This window comes from Paenibacillus sp. LjRoot153 (genome assembly GCF_964253085.1).
Classification (GTDB): domain Bacteria; phylum Bacillota; class Bacilli; order Paenibacillales; family NBRC-103111; genus Paenibacillus_E.
The window spans coordinates 7,542,547-7,562,500 of sequence record NZ_CAXUQH020000001.1 but is presented as its reverse complement, the minus strand read 5'-3'; the positions used below and the strand labels follow the sequence as shown (position 1 = coordinate 7,562,500).

At 46.8% G+C, this 19,954-nt stretch carries 15 protein-coding genes, 8 tRNA genes and 2 rRNA genes; 18 read left to right on the top strand and 7 right to left on the bottom strand.

Going from position 1 to position 19,954, the window contains the following annotated elements:
* Positions 1–105: 105 nt before the first annotated feature.
* From ACSQ8P_RS32775 to ACSQ8P_RS32725, 11 genes are all read left to right on the top strand, one after another.
* A 23S ribosomal RNA gene (locus ACSQ8P_RS32775) occupies positions 106–3,020 on the top strand.
* 71 nt (positions 3,021–3,091) lie between these two features.
* Positions 3,092–3,208 (top strand): 5S ribosomal RNA (rrf, locus tag ACSQ8P_RS32770).
* 29 nt (positions 3,209–3,237) lie between these two features.
* Positions 3,238–3,313, top strand: a tRNA-Ala gene (locus tag ACSQ8P_RS32765).
* A 4-nt stretch (positions 3,314–3,317) separates the two neighbouring features.
* A tRNA-Asn gene (locus tag ACSQ8P_RS32760) sits at positions 3,318–3,393 on the top strand.
* Positions 3,394–3,403: 10 nt separating this feature from the next.
* Positions 3,404–3,478, top strand: a tRNA-Glu gene (locus ACSQ8P_RS32755).
* Between the two features lie 17 nt (positions 3,479–3,495).
* Positions 3,496–3,571, top strand: a tRNA-Val gene (locus ACSQ8P_RS32750).
* An 18-nt stretch (positions 3,572–3,589) separates the two neighbouring features.
* Positions 3,590–3,660, top strand: a tRNA-Cys gene (locus ACSQ8P_RS32745).
* Between the two features lie 10 nt (positions 3,661–3,670).
* Positions 3,671–3,756 (top strand) — tRNA-Leu (locus ACSQ8P_RS32740).
* Positions 3,757–3,774: 18 nt separating this feature from the next.
* Positions 3,775–3,851: transfer RNA gene (locus ACSQ8P_RS32735), tRNA-Arg, on the top strand.
* A gap of 20 nt (positions 3,852–3,871) precedes the next feature.
* Positions 3,872–3,942, top strand: a tRNA-Gly gene (locus ACSQ8P_RS32730).
* Positions 3,943–4,150: 208 nt separating this feature from the next.
* Positions 4,151–5,122 carry an SHOCT domain-containing protein gene (locus ACSQ8P_RS32725; protein WP_436239011.1) on the top strand — a complete coding sequence of 324 codons (972 nt, stop codon included), beginning with the start codon at positions 4,151–4,153 and terminating at the stop codon, positions 5,120–5,122.
* Between the two features lie 64 nt (positions 5,123–5,186).
* Here the strand turns inward: ACSQ8P_RS32725 and ACSQ8P_RS32720 are convergent, their stop codons facing one another.
* The 4 genes from ACSQ8P_RS32720 to ACSQ8P_RS32705 are packed head-to-tail and all read right to left on the bottom strand — an operon-like array spanning position 5,187 to position 10,332.
* Positions 5,187–6,224 (bottom strand): ABC transporter substrate-binding protein, encoded by a 1,038-nt coding sequence (locus tag ACSQ8P_RS32720; protein ID WP_436239010.1) that lies wholly within the window; start codon positions 6,222–6,224, stop codon positions 5,187–5,189.
* Positions 6,225–6,249: 25 nt separating this feature from the next.
* Positions 6,250–7,413: an amidohydrolase family protein gene (locus ACSQ8P_RS32715; RefSeq protein ID WP_436239009.1), complete on the bottom strand. Its 1,164-nt coding sequence runs from the start codon at positions 7,411–7,413 to the stop codon at positions 6,250–6,252.
* 58 nt (positions 7,414–7,471) lie between these two features.
* Entirely contained in the window at positions 7,472–9,052 is a 1,581-nt protein-coding gene (locus ACSQ8P_RS32710; protein WP_436239008.1) for a PucR family transcriptional regulator, read from the bottom strand.
* Positions 9,053–9,072: 20 nt separating this feature from the next.
* Complete coding sequence (locus tag ACSQ8P_RS32705) at positions 9,073–10,332, bottom strand: amidohydrolase family protein (RefSeq protein ID WP_436239007.1); 1,260 nt, start codon at positions 10,330–10,332, stop codon at positions 9,073–9,075.
* Positions 10,333–10,590: 258 nt separating this feature from the next.
* On the opposite strand from ACSQ8P_RS32705, the gene ACSQ8P_RS32700 reads away from it, so the two are divergent.
* Together ACSQ8P_RS32700 and ACSQ8P_RS32695 are read left to right on the top strand one after the other, a co-directional pair.
* A complete protein-coding gene (locus tag ACSQ8P_RS32700) occupies positions 10,591–11,184 on the top strand; it encodes a TetR/AcrR family transcriptional regulator (RefSeq protein ID WP_436239006.1) in 594 nt (197 codons plus the stop codon).
* A gap of 49 nt (positions 11,185–11,233) precedes the next feature.
* Positions 11,234–12,181, top strand: coding sequence for an MBL fold metallo-hydrolase (locus ACSQ8P_RS32695; RefSeq protein WP_436239005.1), 948 nt, complete (start codon positions 11,234–11,236; stop codon positions 12,179–12,181).
* An 89-nt stretch (positions 12,182–12,270) separates the two neighbouring features.
* On the opposite strand, the gene ACSQ8P_RS32690 is transcribed toward ACSQ8P_RS32695, so the two are convergent.
* A complete protein-coding gene (locus tag ACSQ8P_RS32690; RefSeq protein WP_436239004.1) occupies positions 12,271–12,702 on the bottom strand; it encodes a hypothetical protein in 432 nt (143 codons plus the stop codon).
* Between the two features lie 245 nt (positions 12,703–12,947).
* On the opposite strand from ACSQ8P_RS32690, the gene ACSQ8P_RS32685 reads away from it, so the two are divergent.
* The 5 genes from ACSQ8P_RS32685 (at position 12,948) to ACSQ8P_RS32665 (ending at position 16,705) form a co-directional block, all read left to right on the top strand.
* The gene (locus ACSQ8P_RS32685) at positions 12,948–13,691 is read left to right on the top strand and encodes an SDR family oxidoreductase (protein WP_436239003.1); all 744 of its coding nucleotides are present in this window, start codon (positions 12,948–12,950) and stop codon (positions 13,689–13,691) included.
* A 1-nt stretch (position 13,692) separates the two neighbouring features.
* Positions 13,693–14,286 carry a TetR family transcriptional regulator gene (locus ACSQ8P_RS32680; protein ID WP_436239002.1) on the top strand — a complete coding sequence of 198 codons (594 nt, stop codon included), beginning with the start codon at positions 13,693–13,695 and terminating at the stop codon, positions 14,284–14,286.
* 17 nt (positions 14,287–14,303) lie between these two features.
* Positions 14,304–15,341, top strand: a complete 1,038-nt coding sequence (locus ACSQ8P_RS32675) for a S66 peptidase family protein (RefSeq protein WP_436239001.1) — start codon at positions 14,304–14,306, stop codon at positions 15,339–15,341.
* 55 nt (positions 15,342–15,396) lie between these two features.
* Entirely contained in the window at positions 15,397–15,849 is a 453-nt protein-coding gene (locus ACSQ8P_RS32670; protein WP_436239666.1) for an NUDIX domain-containing protein, read from the top strand.
* Between the two features lie 442 nt (positions 15,850–16,291).
* Entirely contained in the window at positions 16,292–16,705 is a 414-nt protein-coding gene (locus ACSQ8P_RS32665) for a hypothetical protein (RefSeq protein ID WP_436239000.1), read from the top strand.
* Between the two features lie 56 nt (positions 16,706–16,761).
* Here ACSQ8P_RS32665 and ACSQ8P_RS32660 read toward each other — a convergent pair whose 3' ends face one another.
* Positions 16,762–17,664, bottom strand: coding sequence for a manganese catalase family protein (locus ACSQ8P_RS32660; protein WP_436238999.1), 903 nt, complete (start codon positions 17,662–17,664; stop codon positions 16,762–16,764).
* A gap of 142 nt (positions 17,665–17,806) precedes the next feature.
* The gene (locus ACSQ8P_RS32655; protein ID WP_436238998.1) at positions 17,807–19,786 is read right to left on the bottom strand and encodes a hypothetical protein; all 1,980 of its coding nucleotides are present in this window, start codon (positions 19,784–19,786) and stop codon (positions 17,807–17,809) included.
* Positions 19,787–19,954 lie beyond the last annotated feature (168 nt).

The following is a 19,954-nucleotide window of genomic DNA, read 5'->3' as shown; positions in this document are numbered from 1 at the left end:
TTTACAAATTGTTCCTTGAAAACTAGATAACGAAACAAAACGTAAAGTAAGAACTTAGGTTGTGTTGACCTTAGGGTTGCACAAAAATCTTTAAATGCATTTCTAGGTTAAGCTAGAAAGAGCACACGGAGGATGCCTAGGCACTAGGAGCCGAAGAAGGACGTGGCGAACGACGAAATGCCTCGGGGAGCCGTAAGCAGGCTTTGATCCGGGGATGTCCGAATGGGGGAACCCAGCTGTGGTAATGCGCAGTTACTCAATAGTGAATACATAGCTATTGTAGAGGCAGACCCAGGGAACTGAAACATCTAAGTACCTGGAGGAAAAGAAAACAAAAGTGATTCCGTCAGTAGCGGCGAGCGAAAGCGGAATAGCCCAAACCAAGGAGCTTGCTCCTTGGGGTTGTAGGACCTCGATATGGGGTTAGTTTGGTAGGCGAAGTGATCTGGAAAGGTCCGGCATAGAAGGTAAAAGCCCTGTAGCCCAAACTGAACGAAACCCCTAGAGGTATCCTGAGTACGGCGGGTCACGTGAAACCCCGTCGGAATCCGGCAGGACCATCTGCCAAGGCTAAATACTCCCTAGTGACCGATAGTGAAGCAGTACCGTGAGGGAAAGGTGAAAAGCACCGCGGAAGCGGAGTGAAAAAGAACCTGAAACCGTGTGCTTACAAAAAGTCAGAGCCCTCTATATGGGTGATGGCGTGCCTTTTGTAGAATGAACCGGCGAGTTACGTTCCCGTGCGAGGTTAAGTTGAAAAGACGGAGCCGCAGCGAAAGCGAGTCTGAATAGGGCGCTTTAGTACGTGGACGTAGACCCGAAACCGTGTGATCTACCCCTGTCCAGGGTGAAGGTGAGGTAACACTCACTGGAGGCCCGAACCCACGAATGTTGAAAAATTCGGGGATGAGGTGGGGGTAGCGGAGAAATTCCAATCGAACTCGGAGATAGCTGGTTCTCCCCGAAATAGCTTTAGGGCTAGCCTCGGATGTTGAGTTGTGGAGGTAAAGCACTGATTGGGTGCGGGGCCCGCCAAGGGTTACCAAGTCCAGTCAAACTCTGAATGCCACAAACTTAAATCCGGGAGTCAGACAGTGAGTGCTAAGATCCATTGTCAAAAGGGAAACAGCCCAGACCATCAGCTAAGGTCCCCAAGTGTGTGTTAAGTGGGAAAGGATGTGGAGTTGCACAGACAACCAGGATGTTGGCTTAGAAGCAGCCACCATTGAAAGAGTGCGTAATAGCTCACTGGTCGAGTGACTCTGCGCCGAAAATGTAACGGGGCTAAACACGCCACCGAAGCTATGGCTTGCACGTATGTGCATGGGTAGGGGAGCGTTGTATGTACGTTGAATTCTGACCGTAAGGACAGGTGGAGCGCATACAAGTGAGAATGCCGGTATAAGTAACGAAAAGATCAGTGAGAATCTGATCCGCCGAAAACCTAAGGGTTCCTGAGGAAGGCTCGTCCGCTCAGGGTAAGTCGGGACCTAAGGCGAGGCCGAAAGGCGTAGTCGATGGACAACAGGTGGAAATTCCTGTACCACCGTAGCCGTTATGAGCAATGGAGTGACGCAGAAGGATAGTGACGCGAGCTGATGGATGCTCGTCCAAGCAGTGAGGCTGATGTGTAGGCAAATCCGCACATCGTAAGGCTGGGCTGTGATGGGGAGGGAAATTTAAGTACCGAAGGTCATGAGTTCACACTGCCAAGAAAAGCTTCTAGCCAGGCGAAGGTGCCCGTACCGCAAACCGACACAGGTGGGTGAGAAGAGAATTCTAAGGCGCGCGGAAGAACTCTCGTTAAGGAACTCGGCAAAATGACCCCGTAACTTCGGGAGAAGGGGTGCCTCGGTAGGGTGAATAGCCCGAGGGGGCCGCAGTGAAAAGGCCCAAGCGACTGTTTAGCAAAAACACAGGTCTGTGCGAAGCCGCAAGGCGAAGTATACGGGCTGACGCCTGCCCGGTGCTGGAAGGTTAAGAGGAGTGGTTAGGGGCAACCCGAAGCTATGAATTGAAGCCCCAGTAAACGGCGGCCGTAACTATAACGGTCCTAAGGTAGCGAAATTCCTTGTCAGGTAAATTCTGACCCGCACGAATGGCGTAACGACTTGGGCGCTGTCTCAACGAGAGATCCGGTGAAATTTTAATACCTGTGAAGATGCAGGTTACCCGCGACAAGACGGAAAGACCCCATGGAGCTTTACTGCAGCTTGATATTGGACTTTGGTACGATCTGTACAGGATAGGTGGGAGCCTTTGAAGCCTGAGCGCCAGCTTGGGTGGAGGCGCCGTTGGGATACCACCCTGATCGTATCGGAGTTCTAACCTAGTACCGTGATCCGGTATGGGGACAGTGTCAGGTGGGCAGTTTGACTGGGGCGGTCGCCTCCTAAAATGTAACGGAGGCGTTTAAAGGTTCCCTCAGAATGGTTGGAAATCATTCGCAGAGTGCAAAGGCATAAGGGAGCTTGACTGCGAGACCTACAAGTCGAGCAGGGACGAAAGTCGGACTTAGTGATCCGGTGGTACCGAATGGAAGGGCCATCGCTCAACGGATAAAAGCTACCCTGGGGATAACAGGCTTATCTCCCCCAAGAGTCCACATCGACGGGGAGGTTTGGCACCTCGATGTCGGCTCATCGCATCCTGGGGCTGAAGTAGGTCCCAAGGGTTGGGCTGTTCGCCCATTAAAGCGGTACGCGAGCTGGGTTCAGAACGTCGTGAGACAGTTCGGTCCCTATCTGTCGCGGGCGTAGGAAATTTGAGAGGAGCTGTCCTTAGTACGAGAGGACCGGGATGGACGTACCGCTGGTGTACCAGTTGTCTCGCCAGAGGCATCGCTGGGTAGCTATGTACGGAGGGGATAAGCGCTGAAAGCATCTAAGCGCGAAGCCCCCCTCAAGATGAGATTTCCCAGTATGTAAGACCCCTTGTAGACGACGAGGTTGATAGGTTCGAGGTGGAAGTGCGGCAACGTATGCAGCTGACGAATACTAATCGGTCGAGGGCTTAACCAAAATTCCTGAGTATAGTACTTTACGTGAAGTTTCGTATCTAGTTTTCAAGGCGCAAACAAACGCTTTGACTGTTTGGTGATGATGGCGGAAGGGATCCACGCGTTCCCATCTCGAACACGACCGTTAAGCCTTCCAGCGTCGATGGTACTTGAACCGCAGGGTTCTGGGAGAGTAGAACGTTGCCAAGCAGCACCCCTAGTGGGTATTTTTTTTGTCCGGGGCCATAGCTCAGCTGGGAGAGCGCCTGCCTTGCAAGCAGGAGGTCAGCGGTTCGATCCCGCTTGGCTCCACCATTATTCCCTGATAGCTCAGTTGGTAGAGCACTCGACTGTTAATCGAGTTGTCACAGGTTCGAGTCCTGTTCGGGGAGCCATTATTTTCTAGGCCCGTTGGTCAAGTGGTTAAGACACCTCCCTTTCACGGAGGTAACAGGGGTTCGAGTCCCCTACGGGTCACCATTTATTCTTCATCCCATGGAGGCTTAGCTCAGCTGGGAGAGCATCTGCCTTACAAGCAGAGGGTCGGCGGTTCGATCCCGTCAGCCTCCACCATTTTAGAGAAAAGATTTCGGCGCTATAGCCAAGTGGTAAGGCAGAGCTCTGCAAAAGCTTTACCCCCAGTTCGAATCTGGGTAGCGCCTTTATATATAAGCCGGAGTGGCGGAATCGGCAGACGCACAGGACTTAAAATCCTGCGGTAGGTGACTACCGTACCAGTTCAAGTCTGGTCTTCGGCATTTTTTAACAACATAGATGCGCCCTTAGCTCAGCTGGATAGAGTATTTGACTACGAATCAAAAGGTCGGGAGTTCGAATCTCTCAGGGCGCGCCATCTTTGCTTAAACAAACTACGCGGGCGTAGTTTAATGGTAGAACTTCAGCCTTCCAAGCTGATCGCGCGGGTTCGATTCCCGCCGCCCGCTTAAAACAAGAGCCACCTTCGGGTGGCTTTTTGTTTTAAGCTAGAGAATTGAACCAAGGGTTCGACCGTCCGTGCACACTTCGCTGAGACAGCAAATCTCTAATTGTAAATTACAGTATTTACTACTCATTTCGTGATATATTAATAGTGAGTTTTTGTAAAGTAAAAACGACAGTACGAAGAAGAGAATGCGCGGGGGGATGTTTAAAATGAAAGAAAGTCAACAATCAAATAACACCTTTGAGCTGGTATTAGTAAATGCTTTGAAGGTACCTGGAGTTAAAGTGAATCGAAAAGAGTTTCTTGCTCATACGCTGGCAGATTATGCTAACTCTGAACAGTTTGCTGCAGTGTTAGATAAGGGGCCAGTGGAGGCAGGGATTCCACTTAGTATAATTAACAAGGTTGCCAAATCATTAATTGAGAAACGTACAATGCAAAGTACAGCTGTCTCATTTGCTGCAGGTCTTCCTGGAGGTCTTGCAATGGCAGCGACAATTCCAGCAGATACACTGCAATTTTTCGGTGTAGCTTTACGTATGGCACAAGAACTAGCTTACTTGTTTGGTTATAAGGATATGTGGGATCGAGATAAGCTCGATAGTGAGCGAGTAAGAGGAGAACTTACGATTTTCTTAGGTGTGATGTTTGGTGTAGGTGGTTCTGCTTCTGCATTGAAAATTTTATCTGCAAAACTTTCACAGCAGGTGTTAAAGAAACTTCCGCAGCAGGCGTTGACTAAAACCGTTTATTATCCAATTATTAAGAAAGTAGCCGCTGCAATTGGTATCAAGATTACCAAGAAGACTTTTGCACAAGGGATATCGAAGGCGATTCCGGTTATCGGAGGAATTATCTCTGGTGGACTGACTTATGCTTCGATGAAGCCGATGGGAAATCGGCTGAGAGAAACTTTATTTGATGCAGTTGGGAACTATTCGATTGAGGATTTTGAGATAGACTATCAAGATGTCAAGAATGAAGTCATAGATATCACTGCTGATGTCACTGAGGTAATTGAAGAGCCAATTGAGGAAGCAACAATAAAAAGGTCAGATAAGCCAGAATTCAGTGTGGCTGACGAGTTGCTCAAATTCAAACAACTACTGGATATGGGTGTGTTGACTCAAGATGAATTTGAGGAGAAGAAGTCTGAGTTGCTTAGTTTAAAAAGAAACTAGTGAATAGTTTTATGCATGAACACACTAACTCCACCTATAGTTGCAGGTGGAGTTAGTGTGTTTGTTACTTCACCGGCAAAAACTCATTCGTATACAAATCCTTCACCGGAATATCTTCTTTGATCATGCCGGCTTCTTTCATTTGGCTAACGAGTGTTTTCCAGCGCTCATCGGACATGTAACCGACGCCGTGGGCTTTGGCATCGCCGCCGAAGATGAAGTCTTTGGCAACGGCTTGCGCATCCTTCAGATGATCGACGTCGTAGTCTTTGTTAACGCCGTTAAGGGCATTATTGACTTCGTCGCCGTGCGCGTAGTAATAGTCCCAGCCTTCGCTAGTGGCTTTGATATAGCGCTTAATCAAGTCGGGATTCTTCTTGATAAAGTCATCGGTGGCAATAACGACGTTGCCGTAAGGGTTGTAGCCAAGGTCAGCGTTCAGGAACCAATCGACGTTAACGCCTTGTTTTTTCAGAACGTAGGGCTCGTTGGTAGCAAAGCCTTGGGTGATGGAATCTTTATCTGCGGAGAAGCCCGCCAGGGAGCCTGTGTAGTTCTGGATTTGTACTTTGTCGAGCTTGTATTTGTAGCTGATGTACTGCCAGAATGGAAAGCCAACGGCGGTGTACACTTTGCGTCCGTTGAGGTCTTCGATTTTCTTGATACCAGAGTCTTTGTGGAAAATCAGGTTTTGAGGATTGGTTTGCAGATTGGCATAGATAACTTTGACGGGAATCCCTTCCTTGCGGGCAAGGACAACTTCATCGGCATTGGCCATTGCGAATTGCACTTTGCCACCAGCAACGAGTTGAACGTTGGAAACTTGAGGTCCACCTTGTTGAAGCGTAATGTCGATGCCTGCTTTCTCATAGATTTTCGCCAGCTGCGCAGCATAGTGTCCACCCATTTCTGGTTGGGCAAACCAGCTCATCGCTTGAGTTACTTTGTCTGGCGCTTTGGAGCTTGATGCGGGCGTTGATGCTGCAGGTGTTCCGGACGTTGTTGATGTGCTCGTTCCACAAGCAGAGAGTAAAAGGACTGTTGCAATAGCGGCTGTACCTACTTTTGTTTTCCCCAGTAATGTCATTCGAAATCTCCCCATTCCCTTTAATTGTTTATGTCTAGTTTTATATCTTCCAAGCGTTCTGCAGCTGTCTGCCAGCAATAGGAACACCACGAACACTAACGACCTCGCGCGGAGGGGCTGCAGCTGCGGCATGCTCAGCATTTACCGCAGCTAGGAGGATGAAGTCGGCAGGGTCACCGATTTGGAAGGTCCCTGCGGTAGAGCCAAGGTGCGGATAGACGGAACGCAGGCGCTCATCGTCATTCCAACGGTACATATCCGCCATTCTTCGGGCACGCATGAGCTGATCGGTGAAACCGAAGGGTGTCCATGCATCCAGCCCGGTATGATCGGAGCCGAGGTAAACTCGCACGCCTTCAGCTCTTAATTGCGCGACGCGAGGCATCGCGGAATCGATCGGCACGCTGGTGATGATGGCGATATCTAGTAGGGCCAAACGTTTTGCTATCGCAAGGGATTCGCTTTCAGATACCTCGCCTAAGCAGTAGGCGTGGCTGACGGCGACTTTCCCCATTTTACCCGTCTGCTCGGTGTAGTCCATGATGCGCTCCAGAGTGAAGAGTCCTAGGTGTCCAGGATCGTGCAAGTGAATATCAACCTCGGCGTCATGAGCGACGCTCATTTCGAAGATGGCCTGTAAGCTAGCCTCGATATCGCGGTCTACGCCAGCAGGATCCACGCCGCCGACAATTGTGGCGCCCTCCTGAAGGGCTTGTTTAATGAGGTTAATCGATTGTGAACGTATTAGCCCTTGCTGTGGGAAGGCGACAATCTCGATGGTTAATGCCCCTAAGAATTCCTCCTGAAGCTCCCGCACCATGGCAAGATGGGATAAACCGATCTCGGGGTCAATGTCGACATGAACACGAAGTCGGGTCGTTCCGAAGGCCAGCATCTGCTGCAAGATGCCTCGCGCACGTTCTTTTTGCCCACTTTTGAGAGGAGCTAAAAGGTCTTTCTCCATTTGAAATTGATCATATAAGGAAGCAACTTGGTGCCGTGAAATCCACTGATCATCAGGGAATGCCTTATCCAAATGCACGTGATAGTCTTTGAAAGTAGGCACCATAATCATGCCTTGTGCGTCCCAAGAGGGAGTTTCCTCACTATTCGCAGCAGGTACGATCTCGGCGATAACGCCTTGTTTCAATAGCAGGTTATGTAGGGTGCCGTTTACAAGAACGTTACTTAGCCATTGTTCCATCGTGATAACTCCTTTCGCAGCGGAAAAGCATAGTGTCTGTTTTCTAGTTTGGTTGCGTTTATTTCAGATAATTTCGGAAGAGAAAAGCTAACTTCAAGCGCAGGAGATCACTCATCTTTTTAAAATCCATCTGCAATAAATCTGCGATTTTCTCCAGTCGGTACGAAACCGTATTACGATGGACAAAGAGATAGCGGCTTGTTTCATTAATGGATCCGTCATACTCAAAATAAACTTCCAAGGTTAACGCCAGCTCGGGATCGACCTGCTTGTTCTTACCGTAAATGGGCTCCAATACGTAGTTATAATACCCTCGCATGGCGTCCTCGGACAGATGCTGGAATAGGGAGAATAGCTCGATGGAATCATGATGCAGGACAGTTTGGCTCATACGCAGTCGCTCAGCGGCGTGGTGCGTTTCCAAGCATTCCTTGAATGCGTTGTAGATGAGTTCAGGTTGAGCTTTCACACGACTGACCCAGCAGTGCAGATCAGCGGCAGAGGCTTTGGAAGTTAGATGTGACAAGCAGGAATTTAGTGAAGTCAGGAAGTCTTTTTTATGAAAAGTCTGTTCCTCCGGAAGAGCGAAGATCGAGAACAATCCGTCTGCCAGGTAGAAGTGCTCTGATTCATACTGCTGCAACTGGGGATGATAGATCAGCAACTGGCGAACTTCATTAAGCAGCCTAGTTGCACCAGGTTGTTCTGACGGGATCGTCGTAAGTAGACATTGGTAGGTGGTGGATATGACGGTGAGATGGTAGCTTTTGCAGCTTTTCATGAAATCGTGAAAGGATAGCTCTCGCTGGAAAAAGTCCGTAAACACTTGACTAAGTGCATGTTGGCGTGAGGGGTCTTTACCTTTTTGAATATCGAGTCCGAGATGATAGGTTAAGATTTCGGCGGCTTGATGGAACAAAGCTTCCTCTTCCTTCAACATCAACGGAGAATTCACATACACCTTGAAAAAGCCCGTGCAGCCTAGTGAATCCATCAATGGGATGCGGAAGCATCGGGTTTCTCCGAAGCCTTCCCATTGCGGGGATTTCGTCCATGGCCATTGGTGAAGGAGGACATCCTCCGACCAAGAAGTGTTATGAAAAAGCACATTGCCACCCTGCCCAAATACGGAGATTGGTTGCCCTAGAATGCCAGATATCATATGAAAAATATCCGAGGATTCCTTATTGCGCAGGGCAAATTGCATGAGCTGTTTTTGTTTTTCTAGGACAGTCTGCAGTTTCTTGGTTGTCTTCGTGTGCTCCGCGTTGAATAAAGCGTCCATCTGATCGGAAAAGGTGAATTCAAATGGCAGCTCTAGGATCGGCATTTCGAGTCGATTGGCCTCGTCGTACAGCTCTTGTGGAATTTGATCCCAATATCGGCCTACTTTGATGCCTAGCCCTGCTCCGCCTCGCTCATCCAACATCCGTAAGGTGGAAAGGGCCATATCCAGGTGATCTTTCATGACAAAGGCGGTCGTAAACAGCATTTCGCCGGATTTGATCCAATCGCCCGCATCGGGGGCATCCATGACATTGACGGATCGCAGAATACGTGACAGACCTTTCTCTCCAGCAACTAATTTGGCACGTGACAAAGGGTAAATGGTTAACGCTTCTTCAACGGTCAGGTGCATCTAATCCCCGCCTTTCCTCATTAGGAGCTTACTTGTTCATTGTAAAAGGTCGTCTGCTTTACAGTTGAGGCAACCAGCAGTCCTCGCTTCCAGACATAGCGTCTAGGTACTCGTTCATAGAAGGCACTGCGCAGATTAGTTGACTCGAATAGTATGAGATCAGCATACGCTCCGATGTGCAGGCCATAATTCTCAAGTTCTAGTGCCTTTGCCGCACGGGTTGTCGCCATCTCAATAAGTGTGACAACGTCCTGCTTGGAGCCCATATACGTGGTATGTGCGAGGAGCATGCCTGTGTCCAGTGGATCTGCTGTGCCGAAAGGTGTAAAAGGGTTCTGGATATTATTGCTTCCATAGATAACATTGGCTCCTTGCTTCAAAAGGAGGGGTACAGGGGTTAGCCCCCTTCTGTGACGGTGATCGTCTCCGCGTCCGTTCAGATACAGGTCAGTAGCGGGTAATGACATGACATGGATACCTGCTTCGGCAATAGCTGTACAGATGACTTGGGCCACTTCATAAGGGAGTGAACCAAGTGAAGTAAGATGGCCCACGCTTACGCGCCCTTGCATCTCATAAGCATGCGTCATGCGAATGATGCTGAGAATGGCTAACATGGACGGGTCGTCGGAGAAATCTACGTGTAAGTCTATGGATTTGTTGAAAGTTTTGGCTAAGTTAAAAACGGTGCTAAGATGCGCTTGTAAATCTGCATCCTGATACGTGATTCCGCCGACGACATCGGCGCCAAGTTGTAGGGCTTGCGTGAGCAGTTCTTCTGTTCCGGGCTGCTTGGCGATACCTTCTTGGGGGAAGGCGACGATTTGCAGGGTGATCTGATTGGCGTAGCGTTCCTTCAGTGCTAGCATCACTTCGAAACCGATTAGGCCAACGATAGGATCAATCTCAACATGACAACGCATGTGAGTCACACCATTGGCAATGGCTTGTTGGATCACTTGGATCGAACGGGTCTCGATATCTGTTGAGGTGAAGGCGTGTTTAAGCTCCAAGGTGGAGGCGATCGCTTGCTCGATCGAGCAGGCGTCTTTCGTCATGAGATTCAATAGAAAGGCTTTATCAAGATGAATATGTGGTTCTATTAAACCGGGGAGTAGAACCCGCCCGTTGGCTTCAATTAGCTGCCCAGCGCTGAGGGCGATAGGGTTGCCAGGGAGATGCTCCTGAAGGTAGATAATTTTCCCATCCCGAATGCCGACATCCATCAGGGTGCCGAACTGGGGGTTGGAGAAGCATCGGATGATCAAATCAAGTTCCATACCTTCGCACCTCTTTAATGTAAGGAAATATGACGCAATTTCGATTTGTTAACTGAATTATAGGTCTGTTCGCTCGAAACAGTCAATGATCTGGTAGGCGGATTGTGTTTTTCATTAAAATAGGCAGGTGAATTGTGATTATGTAAATTTATATGTAAATTAATATTACATGAGTTTACGGGGGAGCTACATTTTAATGTCTTGCTCTCTTTTGTTATACTAAAAGATAAGATTTTACGCGTGTAACGGAGGGTTACTATGCAAAAAGGTGAAAGAACTCGCAAGCATATTATCGCTCAGGCCGCGGAGCTGTTTAACCAGAAGGGATATGCAGGTTCATCCTTATCGGATATTACGGAGCTGACAGGCATTAAGAAGGGCGGGATTTATCGCCATTTTGCCAGTAAGGACGAGATTGCGCTGGAAGCCTATGACTATGCAGGTAGCGTAGTTAGTGGGAAAATGAACGATGCCATTCGTGCGGAAGAGACCGCCAGTGGCAAGTTGTTAGCCTATTTGCGCGTCTATGAAAATGTGGTTGAAACGCCGCCTTTTATCGGAGGATGCCCACTGTTGAACTTAGCTACCGAGAGCGACGATAGTCATCCTATTTTGCGAGAACGGGCTCAGCGGGGACTAAAGAGTACATTGAACAACATGAAAGAGATTATTTCCGAAGGTGTTCAAAATGGCGAATTCAAAGCGGATCTCGATATCGAGGCTTTGGCGACTTTCACGCTTTCTGTGATGGAAGGCGGCATTATGATGAGCAAGCTTGAAGGGGACAACCGACATATTCGTATGAATATCGAGAACCTCACCCAGTATCTAAAGGGATTTTGCATACGTTGAAGCTGGGTTAGAGCATATAGATTGTGAGAAGATGAATGGGGATGAATGTATGGTGCGGCAGCGATATAGCAACTTAGATCCAAATGCGAAGACGAAGACATGGAAAGAAGTACGTCGCTGGCAGAAAGAGCGGAAGGGTAAAGTGAAAGATCTGAGCTTCCGGATTGGCCAATCTGAGCATAAGCAGCAGGAGCTGCTGAAGAATAATCAGGGTGAAGTCACGATCACATGGATCGGGCATGCAACCTTTTTGCTGCAAGTAGGTGGAATGACGATTGTAACCGACCCCGTATGGGCAACTCGAATGGGCTTTAGTCAAAGGCTCGAGGAGCCAGGTTTATCTATAGAAGAGATCCCGCCTGTTGATGTAATATTGCTGTCTCACGCGCATTACGATCACTTGCATGTGGGTTCGTTGAAAAAGCTGCGAGGCACGCCATACGTACTTGTGCCCGAAGGACTAGGCTCTAAGGTGCGGAAGCTGGGGTTCAGCACGGTCTATGAACTGCCATGGTGGGGCAGTCAGGCCGTCGGCCAGCTGGAGTTTCATTTCGTGCCAGCGCAGCACTGGACAAGACGTACGTTAACCGATACGAATACCTCGCTATGGGGCGGATGGATTGTGAAGCGGAGCGCTGTGTTGGAGGGAGAGCAGCATCCTCCTGCGATCTATTTCGCAGGCGATAGCGGGTACTTCGAAGGATTTCGGGAGATTGGTGCGAAATTTCCGGGTATCGGCTACGCGCTGATGCCGATTGGCGCCTACGAGCCGGAGTGGTTCATGGGGATGCAGCACGTTTCCCCAGAGGAAGCGGTGCAGGCGTTTCTTGATGTCGGAGCGCAGCAGTTCATTCCGATGCATTATGGGGCATTTCGTCTTGCCGATGATACGCCCAAAGAGGCATTGGATCGGTTGTTGGCGGATTGGCAGCGGAGAGGGCTCGACTCGAGCTTGCTGCGCTTGTTGAAGCATGGAGAAACGTTGATAGCCGAGTGAACCGAGGAATAGGACGTGAAGTAGAGGTGCTTGATGTAGAGGATGGGAGTCCTGAAATCAAGCACCTCTATGCGTTTCGCAGGGTGCATTTAACTGCGATTAAATGCTGCTGTCGCCTTCGTTTTGTTCCAAGTGACTTCGATGAGATAATCTCCTTGAGGTAAACTCGTGAAGGATTTCGAATCTGTATAGGATTGGCCTGGCTCCAAGTCTAAGTAATCTTTGATAGCCACGGCGCCATGTTCGAAAACGGCTTGATCTTTCAAAAGGGAATACTTTGCGCCGCCAATGACAGTGATCTTATCTTTAGTTTGATTTGTGAACGTATAGGTTACTTTCGTCTCTTTGAGTCCATTGTCTACCGTCACGATGCCATGCATGGCAGGAAGGATGACTTCCTTCGGAGTTGAAAATACTGGTTTCGTTGAGCTTTCCGGTGGTGTGACCTCGCTCTTCGAGCATCCTGCAAGGAGTATTGAAATGCTTAGTACACCGAGTATGGCATAACGCATTAGGATCATCTGTAGCCCACCCTTGTATACAATCTATATGATATGACTGACGGATGGGGATCGGGATAAGTTGCAGGTGAACTTTTGGGATGGGGCTTTCGCTGGGGGAAGTCCATTTGTTTTACTAAAATCACAAATGACAAAAATCAAAAAAAGTCATTTGATTTTTGTCATTTGTGATTTTATAATAAAGTTAATAAGGTTCGGAGAAGGCGACTCTACCTTCTCATTACATCGAAAAGGCGGGATTGTGCATGGAGCGGAAATTAACGGGTAAAGTAGCTTTGGTAACAGGTGCCTCGAGAGGGATCGGTCAGAGGATTGCTGAGGAGCTGGCGCTGCACGGGGCTAAGGTTGTCGTGAATTACGCGAGCAGTCCAGGTAAAGCGGAAGAAGTCGTTAACGGCATTAAGCAACGAGGCGGGGAAGCAATCGCGATTGGGGCGGATATTAGTCTAGTGGCGGAGGTTGAGCTTTTGTTCCAGAAGACGCTGGAGGCATATGGGCAGGTTGATATTTTGGTCAATAACGCGGGGATTATGATTACGAAGCCAATTCTCTCGATTACCGAAGAGGATTTTGATAGGCAGTTTAACATTAATGTGAAAGGGACATTCTTTGCGATTCAGCAAGCGGCGCTGCATATGAAGGAGAATGGTCGGATTATTAATTTCTCTACTTCTGTTAATGGGCAAATGTTCCCTGGGTACAGCTCATATGCGGGTACGAAGGGGGCTGTTGAACAGTTCACGCGTCAGCTCGCCAAAGAGTTAGGACCTAAGGGGATTACGATTAATGCCGTTGCACCAGGTCCAGTGAATACCGAATTGTTCACAGTGGGGAAATCAGAGGAACAAATCAATGTGATCGCTAACATGAATTCGTTCGGCCGCTTGGGAGAAGCGGAAGATATTTCGCGGGTTGTACTGTTCCTAGCAAGTGAGGAATCGCAGTGGGTAACGGGACAAACTCTACGTGTGAACGGCGGTTTTGTATAAAATGACGAAGAATGAGTTGCCGCTATCGAAAGATGAGATTTTGGATGCAGCTGAGCAAGTGCTTCGGCGGTACGGATCGGACAAAACGTCCGTTGTAGACATAGCCAAGGTATTGCAAGTGAGTCATGGGACGTTGTATCGGCATTTTGAAAGCAAAGCCGCGCTGCGGGAAGCGGTGACATCGCGGTGGTTGCATAAGAGTATCGCGATACCTTTGGAAGCTATTGCGAGTGAAACTGGTGGCCGTGCCGAAGAACGTTTGCGTTTGTGGGTAGAGACGTTGATTCAAACCAAGCGGAAATTCGCCGCTGAGGACACGGAAATGTTCGCGATGTATGCCAATGTTACGGTCATTGAAGTTGAAATGATCAACACGCATGTCTACCGTTTAATTGAGCAGTTGGCACAGATCCTTGAACGTGGAATGGCTAACAAGGAGTTCAAGCAGTGTGATTCGCGGGCTTTTGCCAGAGCCATCTTCTTGGCTACTTCACGTTTTCATCATCCATCGCATGCCCAGGAATGGGGGATGGGGAGCATGGATGAGGACTTTGAAAGTGTCTGGCAGTTGTTGCTTGGCGGGTTGATGGAATAGATGATAGGAGGGGACTCATGATCAAACCCAAACGCTTAAAGTCAGGATCCAAAATAGCCATTATTTCACCCTCCAGTGGGCTGCCCTATTTGTTCCCAGATATTTACGAGCTAGGCTTGAAGCAGCTTAAAGAGGTCTTTGGCCTGGAAGTTGTTGAAATGCCATCGGCAAGGATGTCACCGGAGGAGTTGTATAAGAATCCGCAATTGCGTGCTCAGGATATTAACCATTGTTTCGAAAATGAAGAAATTGCTGGGATCATCACTTCCATCGGTGGCTATGAATCGGTGAGGATTCTATCCTTTTTGAATATGGAAGTTATTGTGAATCACCCTAAATTCGTTATGGGATTTTCGGATGCGACGACATTCTTAACGTACTTAAATAATTGGGGGATGGTAACGTTCTATGGGCCATCTGTTATGGCAGGCATCGCGCAGTTGAGTAATCTTCCTAAAGCCTATACGGAGCATCTCAAAGCCATATTGTTTGAAGAGCAGTTCCCTTATCGCTATGTGCCGTATCAAGAATGGACGAACGGTTATAAGGACTGGAGTCAGCTTGAAACCTTAGGTGAGTGTCAGCCGTTTGTAGCGAACGAGAATGGGTGGACGTTTATACAGGGAGAAGCGATTGAGCAAGGGTATTTGTGGGGAGGATGTATCGAAGTTCTAGAATTTATGAAATCGACTATCTATTGGCCTCAGGATGACTTCTGGCAGGATAAAGTCTTATTTTTCGAAACATCGGAAGAGAAGCCCTCCCCTATGCAAGTTGGATATATGTTGCGGAATTATGGGATACAAGGCATCTTTTCACGTGTTAAAGGCGTCATATTTGGTAGGGCGAAGGATTATAGCTTAGAGGAAAATTTAGAAATGAGAGAGATCCTGATGAATATTATTGCAAAAGAGTTTGGGGCGGAGCATGTACCGGTTGTTGTTGATTTTGACTTTGGGCATACGGATCCGAAATTGATTCTGCCTCTCGGTGGACGAGTGGAGTTAAATCCGGGGATGAATGAGGTTATTTTGTTGGAGAGTCCTTTTGAATGATTGAAAAGTAGGAGGATTTGCCTAAGTGAATAAAGTTGAATGTGGCATCTATACAATGTGCCTAGTCCAAGATGGGAATAAGGTACTTCTGATAAATCGTCCCGAATCCAAAGGATTTCCCGGATTTCTTGGCCCGGGTGGTAAGGTAGACTTGGCAGAGAGTTTCACGGAGGGAACGGTTCGAGAAGTATGGGAAGAAACGGGACTCGTGGTGAAACCGGAAGACCTCATATACAAGGGTGTCGATGAATATTTAGTTCCCGAGAAGAACTATAGATATATGGTATTTAATTATCTGACTCGGACATTTACAGGAGAGTTGCTAACCGATCCACCTGAAGGCGTGTTAGCCTGGGTAGATATAGACGAAGCTTTGCAGATGCCGATGCAAGATTGGTTCAAACGGAGGTTTCCTTTATTTTTTGAGTCGGGAACTTTTGAAATTTCAGTTGTGTGGGATGAGACTAATCAATGTATAATCGAGGAAAAGGTAAGAAGATTAGGTTGATAGCATGATCCTAAAAACAACATGAGAGGGTAGCAGATTACTATGAGCGAAACGATAAGTTTGAGTATTGGAGGCTCCTACGTTGTGGCACCAGATAATCCTAGAAAGACTAAGAATCGTGGTCGGAAATGTATAATTCTTGCATTCGAGATTAACGACGGGGAATTAGACATTAGGGTTATCTATCTCGATACGAGTAGAGAAGTATTACTAAAGTTTAGTGATTTGAAGCCAATTACGGAGTAAGTCAGATTGATTGGAGGTATTCCCCTTGGCTTCCCCTATTGTAGTTGTAGAATATGATTCTGAATGGATGGGGATTTAAAGCTAGAGCTTGCTGAGCGATTCCGCGATGATCGGTCGGCTTATTCCGATGGCAAACGTGAGTTTGTAACAGGGATACTGCAACGCGCGGGATGGAACGGATAGGGAGGGGCTGACTATGAGAATACAGTGGTTTCTTTTTGTGATCATCATGGTCATGATTCTGATAGGTGTAGCGTGTGGAAAAGGTGAGGCTTCTGAGAAACCTAAGCTTACCGCAAAGCAATTAGAAGAATTTTATCCAGGCGACATTTCAAACGTGGATCATATTGAGATTAGAAGTGGTTCGACGGGAGTACTTAAGATCGTTAATGATAAACAATTAGCGCAAGATTGGATCGCTAAAGTTCGTCACTCAAAGCTTACACCAGATCCGAATCAAGAAGGTAGAGTAGGTTATTTATTCTACGTGGATCTGTTCGAAGGACAAGAAAAGAAGCTACGGTTTCTCCCCAATGAGATTGCTGGGAATTATTATGTATACTCGGAAGAATTGGAGAAGGAAATTAGCAAGCTTTTTCAATCCAAGTAGTTTGTTAGGATAAAAAAAAGATCCCTACATCGTAAGGATCATCAGAATTATGCGAATTATGCGTTGATGTTTCCAGCCATTTTAAGTCTTGCTGCGATTTGTTGGAAGTCTTCAGCTGAAATGCCAGGAGCAAATTCCTCTTCGACAGCCGGAGCTTCAGCAATGGGGTATCCTTGCGGCGTACCTGGGATGACTTCCAAGGCAGAGCCATCTTCGGGATGGGTACCTTTCCAAATCTGGCCGATGGTTGTGAAATCGTTGTCGCTCCATGTGTACAGCTTGGTATGGACGCCTTTTTCTTCATACTTCCTTGTTTCATTAAACGATTTGTTGCTTAAGGAAGGGATGGGGACTAATTTGGTGACATTTACCCCAGTGGCAACTTCCAGCGCTTTGGCGTACGCAACAACGTGAACGCCTCCACGAACGAGGAGGTAACCAATCACAGCACGGGCTGCAGGGTGGTCGGTCATTTCATACACTTTCATTTTATGAGTGCGTGCACCACATTCTAAGAAGAAATTATGCAGCAAATCCTCTACCAGGTTGCCACTGTTAAAAACATTTGCTCCTGTCCACGGGTTACCCATGGAATCAAACGGCATCGCCCCTTGCGCTCCTGCAAGAAAGTGATACGAAAGACGAGCATCTATGACAACATCCAGCGGTATCTGGTCGGGCTCCTTATAGCTCGTCGAGCCTCTTAAGCATTTATTGATCGCGTGGGAAACCAACTCGACATGGCCTAGCTCTTCGGCCGTAATACTCATGATCAAATCGTAAAAGGGCCTCAGCTTTTCTTTTGAACGAAAATTAAAGGATTGATACAGATAGTTGTTCAAGGTGGACATTTCGCCGAATTTGCCACCTAACAATTCCTGTACAGCTGCTGCGGCGTTAGGGTCAGGCTTCTCAATGTCAGGAATCTCAATCGAAATTTCATCCATTCTTTTAAACATGGCTTCAACTCCCTCAGATTTTTCACTCCTGTACATTGTTTACCTTCAGCCTTATATCTAACCATGCCGCATGGCAAAAATGAAAAAAACGAGAGGGCGTCCCAAAAGTCATAAAAATGACGTAGGGGCACCCTCTTGCCAATTAATCCGTAGTAATAAACCAATCAATCTTTTGACTTCCAAGAAGTTTCCGATGACCATGGAATTCATCATATAAGTTCAACGTATATTTTTTGAGGAATTGTTGCTGGTAGATAATATCTTTCTCATTGATGTCAATTCGGAACCCTTCATGCATACCTAATAAGAGACGCTTTTGGCCAGCTTGGTCATCATCCATAGCTTTAGGTTCAAAGTCTTTAGCTTCATAAGACCGCTCAAACGAAGTCTTGCCACTATGATCTTCAAAAGCGAGCACAAGTTTATGAGATTCTAGATTCGTTTCGGCGGCTAGATCTTTCGTTAATTCGTAATTAAACTTTAACGTAAGTTCACTAATCCCCTGATTATTACCAGAAATTGAAGTGCCTATCCGACTTAACGAGATCGTATAGGGGTAAAGAGTAACATCGTTTAGTTGCGATTTAACATCCTTCCTATCTTCTGGCAGCCAATAAGCTGTAGGCTTGACATACAAGACTTCCGTTGGATCAATTGATGTGGTATCTGCGTCTGATTGGATTGCTTCACCTAAAATGAGCTCCAGATCTTGTGTAGGATAACCTTTTGGTAATTTGGTCCAAGCATTTAGCTGCGCTTTACCGGAGGGACTAATTTTACTGTTGACTTCGTCAAGGGTTGCAGGGAAAATAGCTCCGTCTTTGGAACGGAAATAAGCGATCAACTTTGGTAGGTTTGTGAAGCGTTTTTCTAAATTTTCTACGCGAACCTGAGCCGTAAACAAGTCTGACGAGCTGCTATTGTATACCGCGGTACTATTTACGGCATATTTTGTTCGACGTCCCGGCTCACTAATCGTGTACGCTTCCGTCTGACCAATAGATGGAATGCTTTGCTCCGCTTTTAAATTGGTAAATTCCAATATATCTGTCGATTTCGATTCACTTTCCTTTTGCTGAATGACAAGTTTCAAATCGGAAAACTCATAGGTGTAAGGAATTTCCCCAACAAATTGCACGCCTAAATTTTTACCTGAACCAATCCCAATGGATTTAGCCATATTAACCATTTGAGCTTCAATTTTATTCCCTCCATTTAAGAGAAAATAACCGGTTAAATGAGGAATTGACAATGATTGTTCGTCTTTATTATGCAATATTAAATCAGCAGAGAGCATATCTTGATCACCAAGCGGTAGTCGATAAATGCCATTGAATTGAGCCGTATATGTACCATCCTGGTTGGTAAATGTATAATTATGGCCATTGGCATCGCTTTCCTCATTTTTTACCTCAGGCATCTGAAAGGATGCAACGGGTAAATTGAGCTTCGTATCTTGTAGCAAGTCGGTGATAATAAGCTGCCAGTTTTTATCTGCCACAGCTATTGGAATGAAGCCGAATAGTTGAATCACTTTTGAATCTTTTGGGTTGATGCTTATGTCTTTCGGTCCCCTCACCTCAAGTGGATAGATGAGTCCATCCGATGTACGAATGACAAATGCGTAATTCGGAACAACTACACTGCGTGCTTCTACATTCTCTAGTTTCAAGTAGACCGTCGGCATGAAATACTTGTCATTCTTATTTTGTAAGAATTTTGTTATTTGAGTTTTAACATTAATTCCATTCATTCGAATGTCCTGGCTTTCTCCTTCCGGAATACGGGCTGTATAATCCTCAGGAATCGATAATTCACCGATGTTTCGTTCAAAATTTGATTGATTAAAATCCCATTTAATAAATTGAAAAATAAGCTCATTTAGCTTCGTTGAATCATTCAAGCTGGCATAAAAGTCTAATTCTTGGCTTGATCTTGGACCAATCTGGACATTATCCTTATCTTGTGGATTCAGTTTTACCGTAAACGATTGACCTAAATTATTCTTCAACCGAACCCAATAGTCGTTAAAACCTAATTCTTTAAGACCATTGTTATGAACGTTTATTATAAACGTTAGGAGTTGCCCTTCTTGTTCAGGTATCAGTTGTACTTTTTTCAATTCAAAGCTGCTGTCACTATTCAAGACCACGGTTCCAACGGGTGAGCCAGAACTGATTGCGCTTTCATTTGCGTACGCAGATAAGTTCGTATTCAAAGTGATTGCGAGAGATATTGAAGCGACTATCATACAAGTGAGTAATTGTCTTCTCATGCCAATGCCTCCAAC

Excerpts from the sequence above, each read along its gene's own strand:
- ACSQ8P_RS32680 (WP_436239002.1), top strand. The coding sequence starts at position 13,693 with ATGACGAAGAATGAGTTGCCGCTATCGAAAGATGAGATTTTGGATGCA.
- ACSQ8P_RS32705 (WP_436239007.1), bottom strand. The coding sequence starts at position 10,332 with ATGGAACTTGATTTGATCATCCGATGCTTCTCCAACCCCCAGTTCGGC.
- ACSQ8P_RS32690 (WP_436239004.1), bottom strand. The coding sequence starts at position 12,702 with ATGATCCTAATGCGTTATGCCATACTCGGTGTACTAAGCATTTCAATA.
- ACSQ8P_RS32700 (WP_436239006.1), top strand. The coding sequence starts at position 10,591 with ATGCAAAAAGGTGAAAGAACTCGCAAGCATATTATCGCTCAGGCCGCG.
- ACSQ8P_RS32675 (WP_436239001.1), top strand. The coding sequence starts at position 14,304 with ATGATCAAACCCAAACGCTTAAAGTCAGGATCCAAAATAGCCATTATT.
- ACSQ8P_RS32670 (WP_436239666.1), top strand. The coding sequence starts at position 15,397 with ATGTGCCTAGTCCAAGATGGGAATAAGGTACTTCTGATAAATCGTCCC.
- ACSQ8P_RS32695 (WP_436239005.1), top strand. The coding sequence starts at position 11,234 with ATGGTGCGGCAGCGATATAGCAACTTAGATCCAAATGCGAAGACGAAG.
- ACSQ8P_RS32715 (WP_436239009.1), bottom strand. The coding sequence starts at position 7,413 with ATGGAACAATGGCTAAGTAACGTTCTTGTAAACGGCACCCTACATAAC.
- ACSQ8P_RS32710 (WP_436239008.1), bottom strand. The coding sequence starts at position 9,052 with ATGCACCTGACCGTTGAAGAAGCGTTAACCATTTACCCTTTGTCACGT.
- ACSQ8P_RS32665 (WP_436239000.1), top strand. The coding sequence starts at position 16,292 with ATGAGAATACAGTGGTTTCTTTTTGTGATCATCATGGTCATGATTCTG.
- ACSQ8P_RS32725 (WP_436239011.1), top strand. The coding sequence starts at position 4,151 with ATGAAAGAAAGTCAACAATCAAATAACACCTTTGAGCTGGTATTAGTA.
- ACSQ8P_RS32685 (WP_436239003.1), top strand. The coding sequence starts at position 12,948 with ATGGAGCGGAAATTAACGGGTAAAGTAGCTTTGGTAACAGGTGCCTCG.
- ACSQ8P_RS32660 (WP_436238999.1), bottom strand. The coding sequence starts at position 17,664 with ATGTTTAAAAGAATGGATGAAATTTCGATTGAGATTCCTGACATTGAG.
- ACSQ8P_RS32720 (WP_436239010.1), bottom strand. The coding sequence starts at position 6,224 with ATGGGGAGATTTCGAATGACATTACTGGGGAAAACAAAAGTAGGTACA.